The following is a 25668-nucleotide window of genomic DNA, read 5'->3' as shown; positions in this document are numbered from 1 at the left end:
GCGAGATAGGTTGTATTCCTGACTAGGTCGCTCTACGGTCTAGGTAGCTCACATGCTCATGGGGCCGCGCGGCACGTCCGCCGCGGCCCCTTCGGGAAGGGGGATCCCACCATGACCGTCTCGCTCTCGCCGGAGTTCTCGGCCACGTCCACGGCCGTCACCGCCGCGGTAGGCGCCTATCTGCTCCTCGGCGAACCCTGGCTCGGACGCCGCGTCTACGCCTCGCTCGCCCGCCGCCGCGACACCGAACCCCGCGCGCTCGTCGGCTACTTCACCTTCGTGCTCGTCTTCTGGTGGGTCCTCGCCGCGCTCGTGATGACCGTGCTGCTGTTCTCGCCGGCCATGGCCGCCGCCGACCTCGGCATCGCGTTGCCCGAGTCGCCGCTGACCGCGGTCGCCGTCATCGCCGTGATGGTGGCGGTGTCCGTGGTGTCCGGGCGGCAGATGCGCGCCCTCGCCGAGGGCGGCAGGAACGTGCCGGGGCTCGCCTCCATCCAGGCGATGCTGCCGCGCACGCGCCAGGAGCGCCGCCTCGCGATCGCCGTCGCCGTGACCGACGGCATCTGCGCCGAGCTCGTCTACCGCGGGCTCCTGATCGCCTTCGGTGTCGGCGTGCTCGGCCTCGACGTCTATGCGGCGGCGGCCCTTTCGGTGCTCGCGTACGCCCTCGCCGGGATCTATCAGGGCCGCAGCGGCGTCATCGCCTTCGGCCTCGTCGGGGTGCTGTTCACCGGGCTCTATCTGGCGAGCGGAAGCCTGCTGCTGCCCGTCGCCATCCACATCGCCCTCTCCGTGCGGGACTTGACGCTCCCCGTGCCGGAGCCCGTCGAGACCTTCACCCCGCGCGCGAACCCGCACGAGACCCCGCACGAGCCGACCCTGAAGGGCAGCTGACCATGACCGCACCCGCTTCCGGGGGCGCGAAGACCGACCGCCGGGCCAGCTGGTTCAAGGGCGTGCTCGATCTGCTCGTGCTCGCCGCCCTCACCGACGGCGAGAGCTACGGCTACGAGATCGCCAAGCTGCTCGGCGCCGCCGGATTCGGCCAGATCAAGGGCGGCACGCTCTACCCCGTGCTCAACCGCCTGGAGGAGGCGGGCCTCGTCGCCGCGGAGTTCCGGGCCACGGAGAAGGGCCCCGGAAGGCGCTACTACTCCCTCACCGACGCGGGGCGCGCCACCCTCGGGGAACAGGGCGGACTGTGGCTCGCCTTCGACGGATCCGTGCGCGAGATGCTGGCGCAGGCGGGCGTGCGATGAACGACGCCATGAACGAAGCGACGGACGAAGCGACGGACGACACCGTGAAGGAAACGATGGACGAGGGCTACGTACGCGACAGCTACCTCCTCGACCTCGCCGACCGGCTGCGGGAGCACGGGCTGCCCGCCGACCGCATCGAGGCCACCGTCGCGGACCTCGGCGCGCACCTCGACGAGTCGGACGGAGCCGACCCGGAGGCCGAGTTCGGCCCGGTCGACGCGTTCGCCCGCGAGCTCGCCCCGGCCGGGGGAGAGCGGCCCGACGCCCCCGAGCCGCACGTCGAGACCTGGCGGTGGACCGCCGACACGTACGTCGACGAAGGGCTCCTGAACCGCTTCGGCGGCGAGGGCTGGGAGGTAGAGCGCGTCGACGCGCTCGGCCGCTTCGTCAGCCACCGTGACCTGGAGCGGCCGCAGCGCTGGGAGTACCGGCGTGAGCTGGTCACGCGGGGGCGCGAGGGCCTCGACGAGCGGCTGGCCCCCGACGGCTGGGAGGCCTGCGGGAACTGGATCGTCTACGCGTGGTTCAAGCGGCCGGTGGCGGCGAGCCTGGGGCCCGGCGCGGACATCCCGGCGCCGCCGGAGGTGCCCGACCGGTGGCGCTTCTTCAGCCGGCGCTTCTACGCGCTGGTGGCCGTCGCCGCGGTGGCTGTCGTCCTTGCGGGCGTCGCCGTCGCCGTGGACGACCGGGACGCCGGCAGCGGCCTCGGCTTCACCGGCGGGCTGCTCGTGGGCGCCGTGGTGCCGATCGCCGCCCTGTGGGGCTTGCAGGCCTGGCGCTCCCGGGGCTGACCTCCGCGCCCGGGGTGCCGTCCCGATCACCGGCACCCCGCGGAGCTCGGCGCGGCCCAGGGAGCTACGACTTCAGGGCCGCCTGCATCATCGCCTTCGCGATCGGCGCCGCCAGGCCGTTTCCGCTCACCTCTGACCGTGCCGCGTCCGACGACTCGATGATGACCGCCACCGCGACCTCCTTGCCGTCGCCGCCCTTGGCGTACGAGGTGAACCAGGCGTACGGCGTCTTGCTGTTGTTCTCGCCGTGCTGGGCCGTGCCCGTCTTGCCGCCCACGTCCGCGCCACTGATCTGCGCGTTCGTGCCCGTGCCCTTCCCGACGACCGTCTCCATCGCCGACTGCAGCTGGTTCGCGGTGTCCTCGCTCATCACCCGCTGCGAGTCGGCGTCGTCGTACGAATCGAGGACATCGCCGTCCGAGTCGGTGATCTGGGACACCATGTGCGGCGCGACCAGCTCGCCGCCGTTGGCGATCGCCCCCGAGACCATCGACATCTGCAGCGGCGTCGCCGTCACGTCGAACTGGCCGATGCCGGTCAGCGCCGTCTGGGCCTTGTCCATGTCCGACGGGTAGACGCTCTCGGACGCGCGCACCGGCACGTCCAGCTTGGCGGTGTTGAAGCCCATCTTCTCGGCCATCGCCTTGACCTTGTCCTGGCCCAGGTCGACGGCCATCTTCCCGAAGACGTTGTTGCAGGAGTACTGCAGCGCCGTACGGATCGTCGCGTCCTCGCAGGGCGCGGAGGCACTCTCGTTCTTCAGGGGGGTCGTCGAGCCGGGCAGCATGTACGGGTTCGGGCTGTCGGTCTTCGTGTCCGCCGAGCCGTAGAGCCCGTCCTCCAGGGCCGCCGCCGCGACGACCAGCTTGAACGTCGAACCGGGTGGCAGCGGCTGCCGCAGCGCGCGGTTGACCAGCGGCTTGTCCTCGTCCTTGAGGAGTGACTGCCACTCCTTGGAGTCCGTGGAGCCGCTGATCTTCGAGGGGTCGTATGACGGCGTCGAGACCATGCCGAGGATCTTGCCCGTCTTCGGGTCGACGGCGACCGCCGCGCCCTTCTTGTCGCCGAGCGCCTTGTACGCGGCCTTCTGCACCGCCGGGTCGATCGTCGTGACCACGTCACCCGGATCGGCGCGCTTGTTGGTCACCGTGTCCAGGGGGTTCTTCAGCCGGGTGTCGGTGCCGTCGAGGACGTCCTTGTAGATGCCCTCGAGCTGCGTCGCCCCGTACACCTGCGAGCTGTAGCCCGTGACGGACGAGTACAGATCGCCGTCCTTGTAGGTGCGCTTGTACTTGAGGTCGCTGCCCTTCGTCCGCTCGGAGCCGGTGACGGTGTCACCGCCCACGATGATGTCGCCCAGCGGGTTCGCGTACTGCTCGATCACGTTGCGCCGGTTCTTCTTGTCGTCCGCGAGTGCCTTCGAGTCGTAGAACTGCACCCACGTCGCCCGCACGAGGAGGGCGAGCACGAGCAGCAGCGTGAAGACCGAGGCGTTCCTGATCGTCTTGTTCATCCCATAAAAGGACGAGCGGCCCGGACGCATTCGTTCCGTTCTGCCGGGTTTCTCAGAGATTCCTCATACTGCGGGGACACGCGCGGCCGTGGCCTCAGTCGGCGTTCATGAAGCCCGCCTCGTACGCCGCGATCACCGCCTGCGTGCGGTCCCGCGCCCCCGTCTTGGCCAGCACCGCGGCCACATGCGTCTTCACCGTCGCCGGGCCCACACCCATCCGCCCGGCGATCTCCGCGTTGGTCAGGCCCTCCGCCATCAGCCTCAGCACCTCGCTCTCGCGCCCCGTCAGCCGGCCCACCCAGGCCGGCGGCGCGGGCTTGGCGCGCCCGTGCTCGGCGGCCAGGGCGCGCACCGCCGCGGGGAAGAGCAGCGAGTCGCTGCGCGCGACGAGCCGCACAGCCTGCACCAGCGAGTCCGCGTCGGCCCGTTTCAGCAGGAACCCGGAGGCCCCGGCGCGCAGCGCCTCGTACACATAGGAGTCGTTCTCGAAGGTCGTCACGACCACGATGCGCGGCGGGTCGGCCTGCGTCCCCAGGATCTGCTCGGTGGCCCGGATGCCGTCGATCTCCGGCATGCGTACGTCCATGAGCACCACGTCGGGCCGCAGCTCGCGCACGACGGACACCGCCTCCGCGCCGCTCGCCGCCTCGCCGACGACCTCCAGGTCGGGCTCGGCGGAGAGGATCACGCGCAGGGCGGTGCGCACCATGCGCTCGTCGTCGGCGAGGACGATGCGGATGGGGGCGGGGGCCGAGGCCGTCTCGGTCATGGGTGTGCGGGTCCTTTCAGGGGGAGGTGTACGTCCACGCGCCACACCCCGTCGACGGGTCCTGACCGCACGGTGCCGCCGAGGAGCCTGGCCCGGTCGGTGACGCCGCGCAGGCCGTGGCCGCCGCCGGGGCGGGACGCGGGGGTTTCGTGGGGCAGCGGGTTCTCCGCGAGGATCGCCAGATCGGCGCCGTCCAGGGCGATCCGCAGGGTCACCGGGGCCGCGGGGCCCGCGTGCCGCAGCGCGTTGCTCAGGCTCTCCTGGACGATGCGGTAGGCCTCGCGGGACACCATCGGGGGCAGGGCGTCCGCGCCTTCGGGGCCCAGCTCGACCGTGGCCTTCACCCGCAGGCCGCCCGCACGGGTGCGCTTGAGGAGCCCGTCGAGATCGGCGGAGAGGGTGGGGGCGGGGGCCGTCGGACTCGCCTGGTCGCCGCCGCCCTCCCGCAACACCCCGAGGACCGCGTCGAGTTCGCCCACCGTGCGCCGCGTCGTCTCCTCGATGGCGGCCAGCGCCTCGCGGACGAACTCCGGGTCGCGGTCCAGGACCCGGCGGGCGGCGCTCGCCTGGAGCGTGACCGCGCTCAGGGCGTGGCCCACCGAGTCGTGCAGCTCCCGCGCGAGCCGGTTGCGCACGGCGAGGTCCGCGGCGCGCTGCTCGGCCGCCGCGAGCCGGTCGGCGGGCGAAGGGCCGAGGAGATCGGGCGCCCAGCGCGCGAGCAGGCCCCCGGCCGCCGCCGCGCACCCCGCGAGCGCGACGAGCAAGAGGATCCCGGCGACCGGGCAGAGCGCGAGCGCCCAGCCCTCGTTCAGGACGTCCGGCGTCCCGGCCCGGCTGTCCCGCAGCGCCGGGGCGAAGGGCAGCGCGATCAGCACCGCCGCGAACGGCGGCAGCGCCAGGGACATCCCGCTGATGATCCCGCCGAACCCGAGGTGCAGCGTGAACCACGCGACGGTGCGCCCGCGTGCCTGCCGGGACCGTGCGGGCCCGTCGGCGAGCGCGTCGCCCGGCACGTCGCACAGCGCGCGCACCGCGGCCACCGACATGGGGCGCGTGAGCGGGAAGAGCGCGGTGATCGCGGCGAGCGGCAACCCCACGGCGAACGCGCCGAGTTGGGAGGTGAGCGAGCCGAATACGTTGTCCTCGCCGAGCGGCGGCCCGACGATGACGGACCCCACGAAGACGTACGGCATGGCGAGTGCGCCGCCGAGGATCAGATGGATCCACCGGCGCCGGGCCCGCCGCCCGAACAGGACCGGCAGAGCTGCCGCGAGAGCCTTCACGCGGGGTGCCGCGGTGCCGGGGCGGACGCTCCCGCCCGCTCCTTGAGGAAGGACGCCCCGAGGGCGGCCACCAGTATCCCGGCGATCATCTGCACAGAGTAGGTCAGGAGCATTCCCGCCGTCGGCTGCCGGGCGATGTCGTCCACGCCGACGACCGAGGCGAGCAGCAGCCAGCCGCCCCAGCAGGCGACCGCGCCCGAGCCGAGCCAGGCCAGGGCGAGCGGCACCTTGACGGACAGCGCGGGAGCCCACCGGAAGGCGAGGAGCAGCCCGCCGGCCACGGCCGCGGCGAGGTAGACCATGTCCAGCGCCTCAAGGACGTAGAAGTCGGTCGTACGCCCCTCGATCCGCTCCTCGTCGAGGCCGGTGGTGGAGCCGCTGATCCAGAGAACGTGCAGGGCCAGGGGGACGAGGGCGAGCAGGGCCGCGGTGAGGGCGGCGCCTCGTTGCAGGCTGCGACGGCCGGTGGCGGTGCGGGGCAGATCCCGCACGCGGCCCCGCCACACATGTCCCCAGCGGTCCCGTGCGGAGAGGACGAACAGGGCGACGAGCGTGAGGCCCTGGAGGATGAAGCCGCCGTAGACGACGCCGAAGACCCAGTCGTCGAGAAAGGCGCCGCTGCTGTCGCCGCTCCCCGACGAGGGGCCGTCGACGCTGCCTCCCAGCGCCCTGACCAGGAGCTGGAGCGGGAACCCGGCCATGATCGGCGTCAGCAGCCCGGTGGCGGTCCACAGGGGCAAGGCGAGCAGCCAGGCGGGGGTCCGCAGGCCCCAGGGGCGGGTCAGGAGCAGCGCGAGCACGATGACGCTCGCGTCCATGAGGAGGGTGAGACCGTTGGCGAAGATCATGGTGCCGCGGTGTTCGAGGAGGCTGCTGCCCTCGGGGATGCCGATGTGGCTGCCCGCGATCCACGCGATCTTGAGGGTGAGGTAAGGGAGGGCCGCGAGGACGGTGAGGGTCCGCAGGACGCGGCGGGAGCGGGGCGTGGGAACGGGCGCCGTGGCCGGCGGACCGGGGACGAGTGTCTGGCTCATGTCCCCTACGCTCCCGGCGCGGGGCTCTGCGCACGTCGTGCGCGGCGATGATCCGGGTCCGCCGTGCGGGGGAGGGGGCAGCCGGTCCTGTGATCGAGGACGGGGTCAGCCCGTCCCGCGGTCGGGGACGGGTCGGCCCGTCGCCGGTCTACGCCAGGATCAGGACCGCCTCGTCGATCTCCTCGCCCCGCGCGTGCGCGAAGCCCCGCGCGGCGGCGGTGACCCGGAACCCGCACTTCTCCAGGACCCGCAGGGACCCCGCGTTGTCCGCCGCCGCACGGGCGTACAGCGGCCGCTCCGGCACCTCCGCGAGCAGTTCCCGCAGGGCGGCCGTGGCCAGCCCGCGGCCCCAGTACGCCCGGTCGATCCAGTACGTGACCTCGCGCTCGCCCGGCTCCCCGTACACCGCCGCGCTGCCCACGACGTCGCCGTCCGCGAGGACCGTGCGGACGACGTCGTCCGACGCGCGGAGCTTCTTCCAGTGGGCTTCGAAGAGGTCCCAGTCGGCGGTCTTCGGCGAGGTGAACGCGGCGAGGCGGTTCGACTCGGGATCGTTCATCTGCCGGTAGAAGACCGGGAGATCGCTGTCGTGCACCGGGCGCAGAATGACTTCCATGTGGACCATGGATCAAAGCCTACGAGTCGCCAGTGTCAGTCGGTCCCGCGCGTCGAACAACGCGTCCTTCACCATCTGCTCGTGCGCCGGCGTCAGCCGCGCGACCGGCACGGAGCAGCTGATCGCGTCCCGCGCGGGCGTGCGGTACGGGATCGCGACGCCGAAGCAGCGCAGGCCGAGCGTGTTCTCCTCGCGGTCCACCGCGAAGCCCTGCTCGCGGACCGTGCGCAGCTCGTCGATCAGCTTCTCGCGGTCGGTGATCGTGTGCTCGGTCAGCGCGGGCAGCGTCTCCGGGAGCATCTTGCGGACCTGCTCGTCGGTGTGGGTGGCGAGCAGCGCCTTGCCCAGGGACGTCGAGTGCGCCGGGAGGCGGCGGCCCACCCGCGTGAAGGGCCGCAGGTAGTGCTGCGACTGGCGGGTGGCGAGGTAGACGACGTTCGTGCCGTCGAGGCGCGCCAGGTGGATGGTCTCCGTGGTGTCGTCCGAGAGGCGGTCGAGCGTCGGACGCGCCGCGGCCACCACCTCGTCGCCGTCGATGTACGAGGTGCCCACCAGCAGGGCCCGCACCCCGATGCCGTACCGCGTGCCCGTCGCGTCCGTCTCGACCCAGCCGAGCTCCACCAGCGTACGAAGGAGCATGTAGAGGCTGGACTTGGGGTAACCGACGGCTTCCTGGACGGCGGCCAAAGAGTGCATTCCGGGGCGGCCCGCGAAGTATTCGAGCAACTCCACCGTCCGCACAGCGGACTTGACCTGTGCCCCGCCAGTCTCGCCAGCCGACATCGCCCTTGACCCCTTAGTTCGACGAGAAATAGTCTCCGAAGTCTCCGCTATTCATCATCGGAGACAGCGTTCAGCATATCGAACAGCCCAGGTGGGTGGCAGCACATCTGTGGCATCACCTCTGGAGGAGCCCGCGGTGGCAGCAGCACCAGTCTGGAGTGTCGACCCCCGAACCGGGAAGCAGCGCGAACAGGTTGCGGTCGAAGCCACAGTCCAAGAGGTGGATCAGGCGGTACGCGCCGCACTGGCCGCCAAGGACTCCCTGAACGACCGTGCCGTACGCGCCGCCTTCCTGCGCTCCGCGGCCGACCTGCTCGACGGAGCCAAGGATCACCTGGTGGAGGCCGCGGACGCGGAGACCGCGCTCGGTCCCGTCCGGCTCACCGGCGAACTCGCCCGCACCTGCTTCCAGTTGCGGGCCTTCGCGGACGTGGTCGACGAGGGCGGCTTTCTGGGCGTCGTCATCGACCACCCCGACAGCAGCGCTACGCCGCCCATCCCGGACCTGCGGCGCTACAAGATCCCGCTGGGCGTCGTGGCCGTCTACTCCGCGTCCAACTTCCCGTTCGCCTTCTCCGTCCCCGGCGGCGACACCGCGAGCGCGCTCGCCGCGGGCTGCCCCGTGGTCGTCAAGGCGCACCCGGATCACCCGGCCACCTCCGAGCTGGTGGCGGCGACGTTGCGGCGGGCCGCGGCCCTGCACGGCATCCCCGAGGGCGTCGTCGGCCTCGTGCACGGCTTCGACGCGGGAGTCGAGCTCGTCAAGCACCCGCTCGTGTCCGGCGCGGGCTTCACGGGCTCGATCCGCGGCGGTCGTGCCCTCTTCGACGCGGCGGCGGCCCGCCCCGTGCCGATCCCCTTCCACGGCGAACTCGGCTCCCTCAACCCGGTCGTCGTGACCGAGGCCGCCGCGGCCGAGCGCGCGGAGGAGATCGGCGCGGGCCTCGCGGGCTCGATGACGCTCGGCGTCGGCCAGTTCTGCGTCAAGCCCGGCCTGGTCTTCGCCCCGGTGGGCGCGGGCGGCGACCGGCTCCTGAAGTCCCTGACGGAGGCGGTCAGCGACACCGAGGCCGGGGTGCTCCTCGACCACCGGATGCGGGACAACTTCGTGGCGGGCGTGCGCGAGCGCGGGGAACTCCCGGACGTGGACGCCCCGGTGACGCCGGGCGCGGGCAGCGAGCACACGGTGAGCGCCGGGTTCCTGACGGTTCCGGCGGCGAAGCTCGCCACCGAGGGTGAGCACGATCTGCTCCTGGAGGAGTGCTTCGGGCCGGTGACGGTCGTCGCGCGCTACGAGGACGACGCGGAGATCACCGCCGCCCTCACCCGGCTCTCCGGCAACCTCACGGCGACGGTGCAGCTGTCCGCCGAGGAGGCGGCGGGCGAGGGGCGCGGGGCCGCGCTGCTCGCCGAGCTGACACCGCTGGCCGGGCGCCTGCTGGTCAACGGGTGGCCGACCGGGGTCGCGGTGGCGCCCGCGCAGCACCACGGCGGTCCGTACCCGGCGACGACATCGACGTCCACCTCCGTGGGCGGTACGGCGATCGAACGCTGGCTGCGGCCCGTCGCGTACCAGAACACGCCCCCCGCGCTGCTGCCGCCCGAGCTGCGGGACGACAATCCGATGGGGCTGCCGCGTCGCTACGACGGGCGCCTGGAACACTGACGCCCATGGACGTCAATATCCCCGAACTGCCCTTCTCCCTGCGCACTTACGGCCCTGACGGGAACTGGTCGTACGACGACGGGGTGCTCACCGGCTGGGCGGGCGCCCGGCAGGACCGCTTCGTCCCGCCGACGGGCGAGGCGCTGGACCCCGCGTCGGACGCGCCGCGCCTCCTCGGCGCGCCCGAGGGGGACTTCCAGCTCATCGCCCGGGTGACGGTGGGCTTCGCGGCGGCGTTCGACGCGGGCGTCCTCTACCTGCACGTGGGCGACCGGGAGTGGGCGAAGCTCTGCCTGGAGCGGTCGCCGGACGAGGCGACGGTCTGCACGGTCGTCACCCGCGGCCGCTCCGACGACGCGAACGCGTTCGTGGTGGACGGCAGCAGCGTCTGGCTCCGCATCAGCCGCACGGGCTCGGCGTTCGCGTTCCACGCCTCGCTGGACGGCAAGCAGTGGACGTTCGTCCGGATCTTCTCCCTGGGCGAGGAGAAGACGGCGGGTGCGGCGCTCGTCGGCTTCATGGCGCAGTCCCCTGTCGGGGAGGGGTGCGTGGTGACGTACGACGGGATCGAGTTCCGCCCGAACTGGCCCCAGGGCCTGAGAGACGGCTCCTGAACCCGCGGCTTCGCCCCCCGCCACGGGGCTCCGCCCCGGACCCCGCTCCTCAAACGCCGGAGGGGCTGAAATATTCATCCTGGGCCTGCGTCGGAGGGGCTGAGATTTTGGATTCAGCCTGTCCGGCGTTTGAGGACGAGCTCGGCGGAGCCGGTGATGAGGGTGCGTACAAGGCCCCCGCGCCAGCGGCCCGCGGCGGAGCCGCACATGTGACGGCCGGGAAGGGGCGGGGGCGGGGAGAAATCAGCGCCCGCGCCGCAGGCCCAGCGTCGCCACCCCCGAAGCCGCCAGCAGGCCCGCGGCGATCAGCAGACTCACCCGCATCCCGGGGACGAAGTCCCCGGCCACCAGGCCGCCGAAGGCCGCGATCCCCAGGCCCCCGGCCACCTGCCTGGCCGAGTTGAGGACCCCCGCGGCAAGCCCCGCCCGGTCAGCCGGCACCGCCTCCATCATCGCCGCGGTCAACGGCGGGATCGTCAGCGCGCAGCCCAGCGCCAGCGGCACCATGAGGAACGCCAGGGCGAGCGCGGGCGTCGACGCGTCGGTGAAGAGCAGGGCGAGCAGCCCGAGCACGGCCACCGTCTGGCCCACCAGCATCGGGAGCCGCGGACCGACCCGTGCCGTCAGCTTTCCGGCGAACACGTTCGTCACCGCGATCAGGCCCGTCATCGGCAGGAACATCAGCCCGGCCCAGAGCGCCGAACGCCCCTGCACCTGCTGGAAGAAGAGGCTGAAGACGAAGACCAGCCCGTAGAAGGCCACACTGCACGCCGCCCCCGCCGCGACGGTGATCGCGACCGTCCGGTCGCGGAAGAGGGACAACGGCACCACCGGATGCGGCTGCCGTGCCTCCGTCCACAGGAACAGCGCACCGGCCGCGACCGCGACGGCCAGGGCGATCAGACCCGTCGTACCGCCCTCGATGACCGCGAAGGTCACGGCCGTGAGCGTCAGGACGGCGAGCAACTGGCCCGGCACGTCCAGCGGAGCGGGCCGCCGCTCCGAGCGCGGGGCCCGCAGCAGCAGGACCAGCGCCACCGCGCCCAGCGGGACGTTGATGAAGAAGATGCCGCTCCAGTCCCACGCAGTGGTCAGCGCACCGCCCGCGACCGGGCCGAGAGCCACCGCCACCGAGCCGCCCGCCGCCCACATCGCCACGGCACGGGCCCGCTTGGCCGCGTCCGAGTAGGCCTGCCGGACGAGGGAGAGCGAGGCGGGCAGGACCACGGCCGCCGCCACGCCCTGCACCACCCGCGCGCCGATCAGCACGGGCAGCGACGGCGCGAGCCCGCACGCCACCGAGGCCAGGACGAACACCGCGATGCCGGCCGCGTACGCCCTCGTCGCGCCGATCCGGTCGGAGAGCGCGCCGGTGGAGAGCATCAGGGCGGCGAAGGCGAGGGTGTAGGCGTCCACGACCCACTGGAGCCCGGACATGCCGCCGCCCAGGGAGCCGCCGATCGCGGGCAGCGCCACGTTCACCACGGAGGCGTCGAGCGTGATCAGGGCGAAGCCGAGCATGGCCGCGGCGAGGGTGAGGCCGGGGGAGGTCCGGCCCGTGCCGCGCCGGCCGGGGCCGGGTGCCGGTCCCGTGGGGTGCGCCGCCGCCGGGGCGCCTTCGGTGAGGGAGTTCGTTGCCATGTCCATGAGTCTGCTGGCGGCGGCGCGGCTACAGTAGTGGCCTGAATGCCATACCTCCGGAGGTTCTGGCCATGTCCCGCCCGAAGGCCGCCCCCAGGTCGCACAGGTCGCACAGGTCGCACCGGCCCCACCGCATCGCCGTCATCGCGCCCTCACCCGTGTCGATGTTCAACCTCGCGGTCCCCGAGATGCTCTTCGAGAGGGTCGAGGTGGCCGGCGGACCCGGCTACGAGGTGGTCGTCTGCACCCCGCAGCCCGGCACCATCGCCACCACCGGCGGGCTCAGCCTCCACGTGGAGCGGGGGCTCGACGCCGTGCGCGACGCCGACACCCTCCTCGTCACGGGCACCGGACACCGCTACGAACCCGACCCGCGGACCGTCGCCGCCGTCCGCGAGGCCGCCGACGCGGGCCGGCGCATCGCGTCCATCTGCAGCGGCGCCTTCGTGCTCGCCGAGGCGGGACTCCTCGACGGGCGCAGCGCCACCACGTACTGGCAGCTCGCCGAGGAACTGCGCAGCCGCTATCCCGCGCTCGACCTCAAGGGGGACGTCCTCTACGTGGAGGACGGGCAGGTCATGACGTCCTCCGGGTACGCCGCAGGGATCGACCTGTGCCTGCACATCATCCGCACCGACTACGGGGCGGCCGCCGCCAACGAGGTGGCCAGAGCCGCGCTCGTCGCCCCCGTACGGCCCGGCGGCCAGACCCAGTTCACCCAGACCCCGCTGCCGCCCGAGCGCGGCAACGCCTGCGCCGACACCCGCGGCTGGGCCATGCGCCACCTCGACGAGCCGCTCACGCTCACCGACCTCGCCCGGCAGGCGGGCGTCAGCGTGCGCACCCTCACCCGGCGCTTCCACGCGGAGAGCGGGGTGAGCCCGCTGCAGTGGCTCCTCCACCAGCGCGTCGAGCGGGCCAAGGAACTCCTGGAGACGACGAAGCTCCCCATGGACCGGGTCGCCGAGGCCTGCGGGCTCGGCACGGCCGACTCGCTCCGCGGCCACCTGGTGCGCCGCACCGGGCTCACGCCGAGCGCCTACCGCGTCCAGTTCAGCCGCCTCGGAACTCAAGGCCCCCGGAACACGTCTATCGCAGCGTGATCCACTCAGTACTTCCCACGACGATGCGGACCGTGATGCCGACCGTCATACGCAGCGCCGTCACCGCCGACGCCCCGGCCCTCGCGGCCCTGCACGTCCGCGCCCGCGCCACGTACTACCCCGAGGGGCTGCCGGACGAAGGCCTCGACGCGGTGGCGATGTGGCGGGGAGCCGTCGAGCGCCGTGACGGGCATGTGCTGTGTGCGGTCCGGGAGGGCCGGATCGTGGGCCTCGCCTCGTTCCGTACGCCCGAGGGCGAGGCCACGGACACCGTGCGACTCTTCCAGTTCCACGTCGACCCCGAGCACTGGAGCGCGGGCGTCGGCACGGACCTGCACGACGCGTGCGTGGAGGAGTGGCGGGCCGACGGCATCCGGGCGGCCTCCCTGGACGTACACCGAGAGAACCGCAGGGCCCAGGTCTTCTACGCCCGCCATGGCTGGCGGCGCGAAGCACCGGGCGGAGGCACCGGCACCCACATGTGCATGCGCCTGTCCCTGACGGCCGGGGAGACGGCCGAGGGGACGGCCGGGGAATGAGCGGGACGGGTCGTACGTTCTTCAACTGACCGGAGGGATCCTCCGTACTACCGTTCGACCTGAAGAGAGCTAGTCACATGCGCGTCGAGATCTGGTCCGACATCGCCTGCCCCTGGTGCTATGTCGGCAAGGCACGCTTCGAGCAGGCACTCGCCGCCTTCCCGCACCGCGGTGACGTCGAGGTGGTGCACCGCTCCTTCGAGCTCGACCCCTCGCGCGCCAAGGGCGACAGCGGGCTGGTGATCCCGATGCTCGCCAAGAAGTACGGCATGAGCGAGGAGCAGGCCCAGGAGGCCGAGCGGAACCTCGGCGTGAACGCCGCGTCCGAAGGCCTCGACTACCTCACCGAGGGCCGCGACCACGGCAGCACCTTCGACATGCACCGCCTCCTGCACTTCGCCAAGGAGCAGGGCAGGCAGGACGAACTGCTCGGGCTCCTCTACCGCGCCAACTTCGCCGAGGAGCGCTCCGTCTTCGACGACGACGAGCGGCTCGTGGAGCTCGCCGTCGCGGCCGGTCTCGACGCCGACGCGTCCCGCGCGGTGCTCGCCGACCCGTCCCGCTACGCCGACGACGTACGCACCGACGAGCGCGAGGCCGCCGAGCTCGGCGCGAACGGCGTGCCGTTCTTCGTCCTCGACCGCAAGTACGGCGTCTCCGGCGCCCAGCCCGCCGACGTCTTCGCGCAGGCCCTGGAGCAGGCGTGGGACAGCCGTTCGCCGCTCACCACGCTCGCGGACGGCGACGCCTGCGGCCCTGACGGCTGCGCGGTTCCGCAGGCCTGAACCCCTTGAGGGCGATGGGTAAGCAGCGCTAACCGGTCACCTCCACACATCCGCGATGGACGTGGGTGCGAACGGGCGCGAGAGTTGATCCCATGGGGATCATCACCGGCGCCGAGTTCGCGCCCACGTCGACGTATCTGAACACCGCGAGCTGCGGCCTGCTCCCCGCCCGCGCGGTCGAGGCGATCCAGGCACTCGCGGCCGAGAACGGCGCGGGCAGACGCGGCGGCGCGGGCGACTTCGGGATCGTGCAGGCCGCCCGTGAGTCCTTCGCGCGCCTCGTCGGCGTGCCGCACGCGCGCGTGGCCTTCGGCGGATCGGTCGCCGTCCACACCGGACTGATCGCCGCGGCGCAGCGGCCCGGCTCCGAAATCCTCTTCCCCGAGGGGGACTTCAGCTCGATCATCAACCCCTTCGTGGTGCGCGGCGACCTCAAGATCCGCTACGCGCCGCTCGAAGAACTCGCCGAGGCGATCCGCCCCACCACGGCCCTCGTCGTGTACTCCGGCGTCCAGTCGGCCGACGGCCGTGTCGCCGACGACGCCGCGGTGCGCGAGGCCGCCGCCGCGCACGGCGCCCGCACCCTCAACGACGCGACACAGAGCGTGGGCTGGCTGCCCTTCGACGCGAGCCTGTACGACTACACCGTCACCGGCGCCTTCAAGTGGCTGCTCTGCCCGCGCGGCACGTCGTTCCTGACGGTGAGCGAGGAGGCGCAGGAGACCCTCGTCCCGCTGCACGGCGGCTGGCTCGCGTCGGCCGACACCTGGGACTCCATCTACGGCCCGCTGCCGGAACTGGGCCCCGACGCGCACCGTTTCGACGAGCCCCCCGCCTTCCTCGCGTACCACGGAGCGGCCGAGGCCCTGGCGTACGTGGAGGAGACCGGCGTCGAGGCGGTGCACGCCCACGACATGGCGCTCGCGGCCCGCTACCGCGCCGGACTCGCCGCCCTCGGCCACGAGCCGGTACCCGGCGCGTCCCCCATCGTCTCCGTCCCCGGACTCACCGGCAGGGAGCCCGAGTTGAGCGGGGCCGGGATCATCACGTCCGCGCGGGCGGGACACCTGCGGGCCTCGTTCCACCTGTACAACACCGAGGCGGACGTGGACCGGATCCTCGACGTGCTCTCCGGCTGACCCCTGGCGCGCCGGGCGGCGGGGCGCCAGGAAGGCATGACGGGGTGGCCTCACGAGGCGGTGGTGTCAGTGGCTCAGGAGTCCTGTCCGGACGCCGGCCTGCACCAGCGCCTGGTGTACGGCGACGAGACGGCTCTCGCCGAGGTCTACGACACGTACGCCGCCCTCGTCCACCGCGTCGCGGGACGCGTCACCCGCAGCCCCTCCGCCGCGGAGGACGTCGCCCAGGAGGTCTTCGCCCATCTCTGGCCCAGGCCCTACGCGTTCGACGCGCGGCGGGGGAGTCTGCGCACCTGGCTGTGCATGCTGGCGCATCGAAGGGCGGTGGACTGGGTACGCGGCGAGGAACGCCACCGAAAGGCGGTCCACGCCGACGACTCGACCCTGCACACGATCCCCACCCCGGATCCGCCCCCGGAAGACGTGGTCATGGCACGAGAACGCTCCCTGCTCCTGCACTCCGCACTGGCGAGACTCCCGCTCCCGCAGCGCCAGGTGGTGCACCTCGCGTACTTCGCGGGCCGCACGTACCGCCAGGCGGCGGTGGAACTCGGCATCCCGGAGGGCACGGCGAAGACCCGCTTACGGGCGGCCCTGCGCAGACTCGCCGAAGCCCTGGCCGAACCTCCCGACCCCACAGACCCATCAGGCCCAACAGGCCCGCCAGGCTCAACAGGTCCAAATGGCACGGCACTTGCCGACGCTCCAGGCGAAAGAGGCGCGTGATGACCACGGATCACGAAGCCGTACGTGAACTTCTCGGGGCCTGGGCCGTCGGCGCGCTCATGCCGGGCGACGAGCGGACGGTCGCCCCGCATCTGGCCGACTGCGACCCGTGCGCGGCGGAGGCGACACGGCTGCGGACGACGGTGCGCCACCTGGACGGCCCGCCCCTCGCCGCCGGGCCCGCCCCGGCAGGCCGGGCCCGCGTCCTGGACCTCGCCCTGCGCGCCCGGCCCGCGGCGGCCCGCACGGCCCCGCACGCCGCTCCGTACGCCGCCGCCGTGGCCGGACTCCAGGCGATGCTGCGGGAGGTGGACGCGCACGTGTCCTGGGAGACCCATGTCGTGCACGACTGGAACGTCCATGACACGGTCGCGCATCTGCTGGCCGCGGACGAGCCGCTGGCCGTACGGCTCCGGCTGCGCGACCCGGGGCCGTGCGACGTCGTGGACGGGGCGCCGTGGCGGGTGGCGTGGGCGGCCCGCACGGAGGAGACACTGACCCGGGAGCGGCTCCTTACTCCCGCCCGGACCGTGGCGTCCTGGGAGAGCCAGGCGACCGCGCTGCTCGCGTCCCCCGAGGCGCACGATCCGGAACTGGCGGGGCGGGCCACGACGTTGATGGGCTCCCGGCTGCCGCTGGCGGACCACTTCCTGGTCCGGGCCTTCGAGGCGTGGGTGCACACGGCCGACATCGGCAGGGCGCTGGACGTACCGGTGCCGCCACCCCGCACCCCGCACCTCTGGCAGCTGGTGCGCCTCGCCGTACGGATCCTGGAGCTCGCCCTGGGTTCCGGGGCGCCGGCCGTCGCGCTGACCATCGCGGGGGACGGGGGCGAGCTGTCCTGGGTCCTGGGCAGTGGGGCGGAGCCGGTGAGCGCGGAGCTGGTGCTCGGCCCGGTGGACTTCTGCCTGCTCATGGGCGGCCGGGTGGACCCGGCGGAGGTGCCCAGGGGAGTCTCCGGCAGCGAGAGCGCCGCACAGCAGGTCCTGACCCGGGCGGCATCCCTGGCATGGCTCTAGCGGCACCCCGAGCGGAGGCGGGCACAGAGGTGGGCACAAAGTCGGGCCCGGCACCCCCAGGTACCGGGCCCAACTCCCGTACGAGAAATGCTCACTTCACGAGGCTGCTCACTTCACGAGGCTGCTCACTTCACCGGAGTGAAGTCGCGGGCCCCAATGTATTCCGGCCGCCGGATCGGCGCCGCGAACGGCTCCACCGCCGTGTTCTCCACGCTGTTGAACACGATGAAGACGTTGCTGCGCGGGAACGGCGTGATGTTGTCCCCCGAACCGTGCATGGCATTGCAGTCGAACCAGGTCGCGGAGCCCGCCTCACCGGTGAAGAGCCGGATGCCGTAGTCCGAGGCGAGGCTGGTCAGCGTCTCGTCCGAGGGAATGCCCGCGTCCTGCATCTGCAGGGACCGCTTGTAGTTGTCCTTCGGCGTGGCGCCCGCACACCCGAGGAACGTCTTGTGCGATCCCGGCATGATCATCAGGCCGCCGTTGGTGTCGTGATTCTTGGTGAGCGCGATGGAGACGGAGACGGTCCGCATGTTCGCGAGTCCGTCCTCGGCGTGCCAGGTCTCGAAGTCGGAGTGCCAGTAGAACCCCGAGGCCCCGAAGCCCGGCTTGACGTTGATCCGGGACTGGTGGACGTACACGTCGGAACCCAGGATCTGCCGGGCCCGACCCACCACGCGCGGATCGGCGGCGAGCTTCGCGAACAGCTCGCTGATCTTGTGCACCTCAAAGATGGTGCGGATTTCCTGGGAACGCGGCTCCACGATCGAGCGCTCGTCCGCCCGCATCGTGGGGTCGTCCATCAACCGCGCGAGCTCCGCGTGGTAGACGCTCACCTCGTCAGGGGTGATGAGCTGGTCGATCGCCAGGAATCCGTCCCGGTCGAACCCCGCCAATTCGTCGGCCGCGATGGGCCCCGGCGTACCCGGCTCGGACCACACGACGGGGTCCTTGCGCTCGATGAGGACCTCTTCGGCTCCTCGTGTCGGGTACAGGTCGGCGGTGCGTTCGGGTGCGGTGGTCATGGTGTTGCCTGCCTCTCCTCTCGTACGGCCCTTTCCGGGATGTACACCCCCGCCGCCCAGAGGAAGAGGGCGGCGGGGGAGATTCGTGGGGTGCGAGTTCCGGCCTCCTGCTAGGCCGGCTCAGGCTCCGTGAGCAGCGGGTACACGCCGTTCTCGTCGTGGTCCTCACGACCCGTGACGGGCGGGTTGAAGACACAGATGCAGTGGAAGTCCTCCTTGATCCGCATCGTGTGCTTCTCGTGCCCGTCGAGCAGGTACATCGTGCCCGGCGTGATCGTGTACTTCTCGCCGGTCGTGTCGTCGGTCAGCTCGGCCTCGCCCTTGGTGCACACGACGGCCTCGATGTGGTTGGCATACCACATCGACGTCTCCGTACCCGCGTACAGGATGGTCTCGTGGACCGAGAAGCCCACCCGCTCCTTGGCGAGGACGATGCGCTTGCTCTCCCAGGTGCCGGACGCGGACTTCACGTGCCGGTCGGTGCCTTCAATGTCCTTGAACGAACGGACGATCACGGTGAGTTGGTTCCTTTTCTCTTACGGGGGTGAAGACGCGGTCCGAGAGCCGCCCGGGGCGGTGCAGACGCACCGCCCCGGCCGGCTTCCGGAACCGCTCAGGCGGTCTCGCGCACCGCGCGGGCGAGCGTGCGAAGTCCTTCGTCCAGCTCGTCGGCGGTGATGGTCAGCGCCGGCAGGAGCTTGACGACCTCGCTCTCGGGGCCGGAGGTCTCGATCAGCAGGCCGAGTTCGAAGGCGCGCTTGGCGATGGCGCCCGCGCGTGCCTTGTCGATGAACTCCATGCCCCAGACGAGACCGCGGCCGCGGTACTCCTTGATGGCGCCGGGGTTCTCCTCGACGATCGCGGCGAAGGCCTCCTCGACCTGCTCGCCGCGGGCGCGGGTCTGCTTCTCCATGGCCGGGCCGTCGGACCAGTAGGTCTCCAGGGCGGCGGCGGCCGTGACGAACGCCGGGTTGTTGCCGCGGAAGGTGCCGTTGTGCTCGCCCGGCTCCCAGACGTCGAGCTCGGGCTTGAACAGCGTCAGCGCCATCGGCATGCCGTAGCCGCTGATGGACTTGGACACCGTCACGATGTCCGGCGTGATGCCCGCCTCCTCGAAGGAGAAGAACGCGCCGGTGCGGCCGCAGCCCATCTGGATGTCGTCGACGATGAGCAGCATGTCCCAGCGCTCGCACACGTCGGCGAGCTTGCGGAGCCACTCGGCGCGGGCGACGTTGATGCCGCCCTCGCCCTGCACCGTCTCGACGATCACGGCGGCGGGCTGGTTGAGGCCGGAGCCCTGGTCCTCGAGCAAACGCTCGAACCAGATGAAGTCGGGGGTCTTGCCGTCGAAGTAGTGGTCGAACGGCATCGGCGTGCCGTGCACCAGCGGGATGCCGGCGCCGGCGCGCTTGAAGGCATTGCCGGTCACGGCGAGCGAGCCGAGCGACATGCCGTGGAAGGCGTTCGTGAACGACACGATCGACTCGCGGCCCTTGACCTTGCGCGCGAGCTTCAGCGCGGACTCGACGGCGTTGGTGCCCGTCGGGCCCGGGAACATGACCTTGTACGGAAGGTCACGCGGGCGCAGGATGATGTTCTGGAACGACTCGAGGAACGCCCGCTTGGCGACCGTGGACATGTCCAGGCCGTGGACGACGCTGTCGCGCTCCAGGTAGTCGATCAGGGCGCGTTTGAGGACCGGGTTGTTGTGCCCGTAGTTGAGCGAGCCGGCCCCGGCGAAGAAGTCGAGGTACGAGTGGCCGTCCTCGTCGAACATGCGGCTGCCCTGCGCACGGTCGAAGACAGTGGGCCAACCGCGGCAGTAGCTGCGCACCTCCGACTCCAGGGTCTCGAAGACGCTCAGGTCGGGCTGGGTGATGGTCACAGCAAATCTCCTGGGAGATGGAAAGACGTGGGAGTGGGGGGTGACGGGTGGTGCGTGGGGGGAACGGCGGAACTCAGCCGACGGGCTCGACCGGTTCGATCTGCGCGATTTTCCCGGTCTGCGCTATCGGCTCGATGAGGAACAGGACCTCGGGCTCGTGCCCCTCGTCGGGGAAGAGTCCGGCGTCGAAGAGCACTGTGCGCTCGACCGACGCTCCGTGGCGCTGTGCGTACGAGGTGAAGAGCCGCTGGGACGGCTCGTTGTCAGGCGTGATGGTCGTCTCGACCGAGACCAGCTCCCGGTCGGCGGCGACCTTGGCGGTCAGCCCGTCCAGCAGCGCACCGGCAAGGCCGCGGCCTCGGTGTTCCTGGTCGACGGCCACCTGCCAGACCACCAGGGTGCGCGGCCTCTCGGGCCGGATGTATCCGGTGATGAACCCCGCGGGCTCACCGTTCGAGTCCCTGGCCACCACGGAGGTCGCCGCGAAGTCGCGGCACCACAGCAGGTAGCTGTACGAGGAGTTGAGGTCCAACACCTTCGAGTCGCGTGCGATGCGCCAGATGGCGGCGCCGTCGGCGACGTCGGGGGTGTCGAGTCGCAACCCCTCGGGCATTTCCAGGGAATTCGCGTGCAGGTCGGTCGGTAGATCGGCTTGTGCAGCGGTCATGCGGATTGAATTTACCGAGCAATTTCTTTAATTGCATCGCCGAGAGGGGTTACGTCAGAGCGCCTCATGTGTTATCACGCGGGGGTGCGCGCCCGCAGGAATCCCCGGCGGTATGGCCTGATTTGATGGGGTCATAGGGCTCATACCGGGCGCGATGTGGAGTACGTCACAGAAGCGTAACTCCCTCGAAGCATGTCCGAATTGTGAGACTTGCCGCTGACGAAACCTTAGTGTTTAGGTCCCCGGAAAGCGGGCAGAAGAATACGGGAAGCTGTGCTGATAAAGTGGGCTGTGCTCAAGTTGATAAAGAAGCGGTGAGAATTCGTCCGTGAATTTACGTAGAGTATTTACGGCCCCGTCACTCCGTCGATGCCCTCCCTGAGGAGATCGGCGTGACCGTTGTGCCGCGCGTACTCCTCGATGAGGTGGACCAGGATCCAGCGCAGGCTGACCTCGGAACTTCCCGTCACGGCCGCGTCCCGCTCGCTCAGCCGCCCGACGTCGTCGAGCGAGCGTGCCTCGCAGATCTCCCGGCTCACCGCCACCTCGCGCCACCACACGGCAAGGGCCTGCTCATACGTCCGCTCCGGGTCCAGGGCGAAGCCCCCTGCCGGGTCCCCGTACACCCACGGCACGTCCCGCCCGTCGAGCACGCGCTGGAACCACTTCCGCTCCACCTCGGCCAGATGCTGCACGAGACCGAGCAGAGTCAACGACGAGGACCGGACCGAAGCGACACGGGTCTGTGCGTCATCGAGCCCGGAGCACTTGACCACGAGCGTGGCGCGATGGAAATCGAGCCAGTCCGCCAGCATGGCCGGCTCGTCGGCGGTCGGGGCGGGAACGATGCGGCCGTCCGGGAGGGTGGGCATGGCGGTCACGCTGCCACGCCGACCGCCCGGGACGTCCGTTGTTCGCTGTGAGCTTGGCGCGGCAGGGACGGGCAGGGGCGGGCAGGCGGGTGCCTGCCGGGTCCGTGCGCCTGCCGCGGTCGGTGTTCCTCGGTGGTCCTGTCGCGCCCAGTGCCGGCTCGCGCTACTGCCAGGCGGCCGTCACCGCGCGCCGGGCCGCTTCCAGGTCGACCGCGAGACCGGCCTCGCCCATCGCGGCACCCAGGGCGGCGAGCGAGGCGTGCACGACGCCACGGGTCGCGTCCGGGCCGTAGTGGTTCACCCGGATCATCTCCTGGGCCAGCGCACCGCCTCCGGCGACCAGCGGAAGCACCGGGTCCGCCGCGAGCGCCTTGGCGACGAGCTCCGAGGCGTCGACCCCCTCCGGGGCGCGCAGCGTCGTGGCGACCGGAGCGGCGTCCGCCGCCTCGTGGACGTACGGGGTGAGGCCGCCGCCCAGGGCGATCGCACCCGCACGGGTCGCCGCCGCGGCGGTCGCGTGCCGTGCCGTCAGCGCGTCGAGGCCCTCCGCCTCGATGCGCTCCACGCACGCTTCGAGGGCGAGCATCTCCAGCTGGGCCGGGGCGTGCAGCAGGGCCTTGCGCCCGCTGTCGATCCAGCGCTCCTTCCAGTCCAGGAGGGAGAGGTAGGAGCGGCGCGGCGCCCGCGGGTTGGCGGCGAGGCGGGCCCAGGCCCGCTCGCTCACGGAGACAGCAGAGACGCCCGCCGGTCCGCCCATCGCCTTCTGGGCGCCGATCACGCAGAGGTCCACGCCCCACGCGTCCGGAAGGAGCGGCTCGGCGGCCACCGAGGCGACGGCGTCGAGCATGAAGAGGGCGCCGTGCTCGCGTACGACCTCACCGATCTCGGCGACGGGATTGGTGTTGCCGGTCGCGGCCTCGGCGTGGACGAGCGAGACGAAGTCGATCTCGGGGTGCTCGGCGAGTGCGTGGCGGACCTGCTCGGCGGTGACGGCGGTGTGGAAGGGCACGGCCAGGTCGACCACAGTCGCCCCGCAGTCCCGCAGCCAGTTCCCGAAGGTCTGCCCGTAAGGGCCGGTGATGACGTTCAGCGCGGTCGTGCCGGGCTGCGCCGCACCCCGGATACAGCCCTCCAGGGGAAGCAGCGCCTCGCCCTGCATGATCACGACGTCCTGCGAGGTGGAGAGCAGCCCGGCGACGCGCTCCTCGATGGAGGCGAAGTGCCGGGCACTCAGGGGTGCCAGGTCAAGGAATGGATGCGTCGTCACGGTGCTGCTCACTTCGCTGCTCACTTCGCTCACGAGTTCGTTCGGGCTGCCGGACCGAGCGTACCGACAGGCTCCTAAGCTGCTGTACATGAGCGATCACACGGTGCTGCACGTGAAGGGGCGGGTGCTCGTCGGCCCGGACGAGGTCCGGGACGAGCTGTGGGTGGTCGGGGGCAGAGTGACGTACGACCGCCCGTCGGCGGCGCCGGACGTCACGGTCGCGGGCTGGACACTCCCCGGCCTGGTCGACGCGCACTGCCACGTGGGCCTGGACACGCACGGACCGGTGGACGCGGACACGGCGGAGAAGCAGGCGCTGACCGACCGCGAGATCGGCACCCTCCTGATCCGCGACGCGGGCTCCCCGTCCGACACCCGCTGGATAGACGACCGCGAGGACCTCCCGAAGATCATCAGGGCGGGCCGCCACATCGCGCGCACGCGCCGCTACATCCGCAACTACGCCCACGAGATCGAGCCCGCCGACCTCGTCGCCTACGTCGCCCAGGAGGCGCGGCGCGGCGACGGCTGGGTCAAGCTGGTCGGCGACTGGATCGACCGCGACGCCGGGGACCTGACGGCGTGCTGGCCCCGCCCCGAGGTGGAGGCGGCGATCGCGGAGGCACACCGCCTGGGCGCGCGCGTCACGGCGCACTGCTTCGCCGAGGACTCCCTGCGGGACCTGGTGGAGGCGGGCATCGACTGCATCGAGCACGCCACGGGCCTCACCGAGGAGACCATCCCGCTCTTCGCCGAGCGCGGCGTCGCGATCGTCCCGACCCTGGTGAACATCGCGACGTTCCCGCAGCTCGCCGACGGGGGCGAAGCGAAGTTCCCGAAGTGGTCACGGCACATGCGGCGCCTCTACGACCGCCGCTACGACACGGTGCGCGCCGCCTATGACGCGGGCGTCCCCGTCTACGCGGGCACGGACGCGGGCGGCTCCCTGGCCCACGGCCTCGTCGCCGCCGAAGTCGCCGAACTGAGGCTCGCGGGAATCCCGGCGGTGGACGCCCTGTCGGCGACGACATGGGGCGCCAGGTCCTGGCTGGGCCGCCCCGGCCTGGCGGAGGGAGCCCCGGCGGACCTGGTGGTCTACGAGGCGGACCCCCGGGAGGACGTCGGGGTACTGGCGGCACCGCGAAGGGTGGTGCTGAACGGGAGGGTGGTGGGGTAGCCGTCACGGCCACCCGCCCGGCCCGCTCGCCCCAAGGGACTCACATTGACGCAGCGTTACGTGTGAGGCCCCCGGTTCGTTACACATGATTCGGCCACGGTCCTGGCGTCAACCGATGTGTTCGAGCCAGGGAGTTGCTCAAGTGGCTGGGGGGAACGTTCGTGCCGGGGGATTCGAAAACAGGGGCGGAAACCTCCCTTTGGAGTGAACTCACGCTTCGTCGCTGGCTATTCACTCTCAGTGCGTAAAGATTCCCCCTGTCGATGTTGCCGGTGTCGTGCTCATGCGATGTCCCCATCCAGCGAAGCGCGACGCTTCCGGCGGCTCCGTAACTCTTGTGGGGGTTCCACCACCTTGAACAGCAACACCTTCCGCCTGCCCGCACGCCGCCTCGGCGTGATCGCCACCGCCACGGTCCTCGTCGCGGGTCCCGCGGCGCTCGCCACCGCGGGGCCCGCCTCGGCGACGGGCGGCGGCGACAAGGGCCGCGCGAACGCCGTCGTGCTGCGTACCGGGCTCGACGTGTCCCTGCTCAACAAGACCGTGAACGTCCCGCTCAGGGTCTCGCTCAACGAAGTGCAGGCGCCCGCCAGCGCCGACAGGACCGCGCTCACCGCCGAGTTGAACGGCGTCAACGGCGGGCAGCCGTTCAGTGTGCTGCGGGCGGACGTCGCCACCGCGCGGGCGACCGTCGGGCACGGCAAGGCCGAGGGGTACAGCAACATCGCGCGGGCCAAGGTCCATGTGCCGGGCCTGCCGCTGCTGTCCCTCATCGAGGTCGAGCAGGTGACGTCCAAGGCGGTCTGCAAGGCGGGCGCGCGGCCCGTCGCCGAATCGAATCTGCTGGGCGGCGTGACGGTCCTCGGGAAGAGGATCACCCTGTCAGCGGGGGGTACCACCCAGGTGAAGGTGCCGGGGGTCGGCGAGGTGCGGCTCGACCTGTCGAAGACGCACACCACCTCGCGTACGGCCGCCGCGTCCGCGCTGGAGCTGAAGGTGTCCGTGAATCCCCTGAAGCTGAATGTCGCCGAGGTGGAGGGAACGGTGACGCTGGCGGGGGCGTCCTGCGAGACGCCCTCGGCGGCCGAACCGAAGCCTGAGCCGTCGGCTCCGGTGAAGCCGCAGGGGGGTGCGGGGGAGAAGCCGGTCGCCGAGAAGCCCAAGAAGCCCGCCGAGGCGAACCTCGCGGAGACCGGGGGGAACGCGTCCACTCCCTACCTGCTGGGTGGCGGGGCTCTGCTGCTCGCTGTGGGTGGCGGGGCGGTGGCGATGACTCGGCGGGGGCGGAAGGGCTGAGGGCAGGGCGGGCCCTGCGGGGCTCTCCCCGATCCCACCCCTTCCCGAAACCATGGGGCTCCGCCCCCTGGACCCCGACAAGACGGCCTCAAACACCGGCCGGGCTGATTGGTTTCAGCCCGTCCGGCGTTTGAGGACGAACTCGGCGGAGCCGGTGATGACAGCACGCAAGGCCAAGACCGTCGCGCCAGCGAGT

General features: G+C 71.6%; 26 protein-coding genes. 13 read left to right on the top strand and 13 right to left on the bottom strand.

What is annotated here, in order from left to right; genetic code table 11:
• Window positions 1-111: 111 nt before the first annotated feature.
• The 3 genes from AB0E78_RS00535 to AB0E78_RS00525 are packed head-to-tail and all read left to right on the top strand — an operon-like array spanning window position 112 to window position 2053.
• Complete coding sequence (locus AB0E78_RS00535; protein WP_361826269.1) at window positions 112-894, top strand: CPBP family intramembrane glutamic endopeptidase; 783 nt, start codon at window positions 112-114, stop codon at window positions 892-894.
• A 2-nt stretch (window positions 895-896) separates the two neighbouring features.
• On the top strand, window positions 897-1259 hold the full coding sequence (locus AB0E78_RS00530; protein ID WP_361826267.1) for a PadR family transcriptional regulator: 363 nt from the start codon (window positions 897-899) through the stop codon (window positions 1257-1259).
• Between the two features lie 8 nt (window positions 1260-1267).
• Window positions 1268-2053 carry a hypothetical protein gene (locus tag AB0E78_RS00525; protein ID WP_361826264.1) on the top strand — a complete coding sequence of 262 codons (786 nt, stop codon included), beginning with the start codon at window positions 1268-1270 and terminating at the stop codon, window positions 2051-2053.
• Between the two features lie 64 nt (window positions 2054-2117).
• Here AB0E78_RS00525 and AB0E78_RS00520 read toward each other — a convergent pair whose 3' ends face one another.
• The 6 genes from AB0E78_RS00520 to AB0E78_RS00495 all read right to left on the bottom strand — a co-directional run bounded on the left by AB0E78_RS00520 (window position 2118) and on the right by AB0E78_RS00495 (window position 8051).
• Window positions 2118-3566: a penicillin-binding transpeptidase domain-containing protein gene (locus AB0E78_RS00520; RefSeq protein ID WP_361826262.1), complete on the bottom strand. Its 1449-nt coding sequence runs from the start codon at window positions 3564-3566 to the stop codon at window positions 2118-2120.
• 94 nt (window positions 3567-3660) lie between these two features.
• Entirely contained in the window at window positions 3661-4335 is a 675-nt protein-coding gene (locus AB0E78_RS00515; protein ID WP_361826260.1) for a response regulator transcription factor, read from the bottom strand.
• A complete protein-coding gene (locus AB0E78_RS00510) occupies window positions 4332-5618 on the bottom strand; it encodes a histidine kinase (RefSeq protein WP_361826258.1) in 1287 nt (428 codons plus the stop codon). The genes AB0E78_RS00515 and AB0E78_RS00510 overlap by 4 nt, the downstream gene beginning before the upstream one ends.
• Entirely contained in the window at window positions 5615-6652 is a 1038-nt protein-coding gene (locus AB0E78_RS00505) for a hypothetical protein (RefSeq protein ID WP_361826255.1), read from the bottom strand. Before AB0E78_RS00505 ends, AB0E78_RS00510 begins: the two co-directional genes overlap by 4 nt.
• A 148-nt stretch (window positions 6653-6800) precedes the next feature.
• Window positions 6801-7268, bottom strand: coding sequence for a GNAT family N-acetyltransferase (locus AB0E78_RS00500; protein ID WP_361828411.1), 468 nt, complete (start codon window positions 7266-7268; stop codon window positions 6801-6803).
• Window positions 7269-7280: 12 nt separating this feature from the next.
• Window positions 7281-8051: an IclR family transcriptional regulator gene (locus AB0E78_RS00495; protein WP_361188251.1), complete on the bottom strand. Its 771-nt coding sequence runs from the start codon at window positions 8049-8051 to the stop codon at window positions 7281-7283.
• A gap of 136 nt (window positions 8052-8187) precedes the next feature.
• Here AB0E78_RS00495 and AB0E78_RS00490 point away from each other — a divergent pair, with 136 nt between their 5' ends.
• Together AB0E78_RS00490 and AB0E78_RS00485 are read left to right on the top strand one after the other, a co-directional pair.
• Window positions 8188-9717: an aldehyde dehydrogenase (NADP(+)) gene (locus AB0E78_RS00490; protein WP_361826252.1), complete on the top strand. Its 1530-nt coding sequence runs from the start codon at window positions 8188-8190 to the stop codon at window positions 9715-9717.
• A gap of 5 nt (window positions 9718-9722) precedes the next feature.
• Window positions 9723-10331, top strand: a complete 609-nt coding sequence (locus AB0E78_RS00485) for a DUF1349 domain-containing protein (protein WP_361826249.1) — start codon at window positions 9723-9725, stop codon at window positions 10329-10331.
• A gap of 243 nt (window positions 10332-10574) precedes the next feature.
• On the opposite strand, the gene AB0E78_RS00480 is transcribed toward AB0E78_RS00485, so the two are convergent.
• A complete protein-coding gene (locus AB0E78_RS00480) occupies window positions 10575-11972 on the bottom strand; it encodes an MFS transporter (protein WP_361826247.1) in 1398 nt (465 codons plus the stop codon).
• A 71-nt stretch (window positions 11973-12043) separates the two neighbouring features.
• Between AB0E78_RS00480 and AB0E78_RS00475 the strand changes: the two genes are divergently transcribed.
• From AB0E78_RS00475 to AB0E78_RS00450, 6 genes are all read left to right on the top strand, one after another.
• Window positions 12044-13075: a DJ-1/PfpI family protein gene (locus AB0E78_RS00475; RefSeq protein ID WP_361826245.1), complete on the top strand. Its 1032-nt coding sequence runs from the start codon at window positions 12044-12046 to the stop codon at window positions 13073-13075.
• Window positions 13076-13110: 35 nt separating this feature from the next.
• A complete protein-coding gene (locus AB0E78_RS00470) occupies window positions 13111-13614 on the top strand; it encodes a GNAT family N-acetyltransferase (protein ID WP_361828408.1) in 504 nt (167 codons plus the stop codon).
• 77 nt (window positions 13615-13691) lie between these two features.
• Window positions 13692-14399 carry a DsbA family oxidoreductase gene (locus tag AB0E78_RS00465; RefSeq protein ID WP_361826242.1) on the top strand — a complete coding sequence of 236 codons (708 nt, stop codon included), beginning with the start codon at window positions 13692-13694 and terminating at the stop codon, window positions 14397-14399.
• A 92-nt stretch (window positions 14400-14491) separates the two neighbouring features.
• Window positions 14492-15538: an aminotransferase class V-fold PLP-dependent enzyme gene (locus AB0E78_RS00460; RefSeq protein WP_361826240.1), complete on the top strand. Its 1047-nt coding sequence runs from the start codon at window positions 14492-14494 to the stop codon at window positions 15536-15538.
• Between the two features lie 36 nt (window positions 15539-15574).
• Complete coding sequence (locus tag AB0E78_RS00455) at window positions 15575-16264, top strand: sigma-70 family RNA polymerase sigma factor (protein ID WP_361826238.1); 690 nt, start codon at window positions 15575-15577, stop codon at window positions 16262-16264.
• Window positions 16264-17283: a maleylpyruvate isomerase N-terminal domain-containing protein gene (locus tag AB0E78_RS00450; RefSeq protein ID WP_361826236.1), complete on the top strand. Its 1020-nt coding sequence runs from the start codon at window positions 16264-16266 to the stop codon at window positions 17281-17283. Before AB0E78_RS00455 ends, AB0E78_RS00450 begins: the two co-directional genes overlap by 1 nt.
• Before the next feature lie 125 nt (window positions 17284-17408).
• Here AB0E78_RS00450 and thpD read toward each other — a convergent pair whose 3' ends face one another.
• The 6 genes from thpD to AB0E78_RS00420 all read right to left on the bottom strand — a co-directional run bounded on the left by thpD (window position 17409) and on the right by AB0E78_RS00420 (window position 22999).
• Entirely contained in the window at window positions 17409-18308 is a 900-nt protein-coding gene (thpD, locus tag AB0E78_RS00445) for an ectoine hydroxylase (protein WP_361826234.1), read from the bottom strand.
• Window positions 18309-18418: 110 nt separating this feature from the next.
• Window positions 18419-18823, bottom strand: a complete 405-nt coding sequence (locus tag AB0E78_RS00440; RefSeq protein WP_361826232.1) for an ectoine synthase — start codon at window positions 18821-18823, stop codon at window positions 18419-18421.
• 98 nt (window positions 18824-18921) lie between these two features.
• Complete coding sequence (ectB, locus tag AB0E78_RS00435; protein WP_361826230.1) at window positions 18922-20193, bottom strand: diaminobutyrate--2-oxoglutarate transaminase; 1272 nt, start codon at window positions 20191-20193, stop codon at window positions 18922-18924.
• A 73-nt stretch (window positions 20194-20266) separates the two neighbouring features.
• On the bottom strand, window positions 20267-20860 hold the full coding sequence (gene ectA / locus AB0E78_RS00430; RefSeq protein WP_361826228.1) for a diaminobutyrate acetyltransferase: 594 nt from the start codon (window positions 20858-20860) through the stop codon (window positions 20267-20269).
• 347 nt (window positions 20861-21207) lie between these two features.
• Window positions 21208-21732 carry a DinB family protein gene (locus tag AB0E78_RS00425; protein ID WP_361826226.1) on the bottom strand — a complete coding sequence of 175 codons (525 nt, stop codon included), beginning with the start codon at window positions 21730-21732 and terminating at the stop codon, window positions 21208-21210.
• 163 nt (window positions 21733-21895) lie between these two features.
• Entirely contained in the window at window positions 21896-22999 is a 1104-nt protein-coding gene (locus AB0E78_RS00420; protein WP_361826223.1) for an aminotransferase class V-fold PLP-dependent enzyme, read from the bottom strand.
• An 88-nt stretch (window positions 23000-23087) separates the two neighbouring features.
• Between AB0E78_RS00420 and AB0E78_RS00415 the strand changes: the two genes are divergently transcribed.
• A complete protein-coding gene (locus tag AB0E78_RS00415) occupies window positions 23088-24176 on the top strand; it encodes an amidohydrolase family protein (protein ID WP_361826221.1) in 1089 nt (362 codons plus the stop codon).
• A 354-nt stretch (window positions 24177-24530) separates the two neighbouring features.
• Window positions 24531-25472 (top strand): SCO1860 family LAETG-anchored protein, encoded by a 942-nt coding sequence (locus AB0E78_RS00410; protein ID WP_361826219.1) that lies wholly within the window; start codon window positions 24531-24533, stop codon window positions 25470-25472.
• The last annotated feature ends 196 nt before the right edge of the window (window positions 25473-25668 follow it).

Origin of the sequence: Streptomyces sp. NPDC032198, assembly GCF_040636975.1 — a bacterium.
GTDB lineage: Bacteria > Actinomycetota > Actinomycetes > Streptomycetales > Streptomycetaceae > Streptomyces.
The sequence above is the reverse complement of the archived record's forward strand: the minus strand, read 5'-3'. Positions and strand labels throughout refer to the sequence as shown.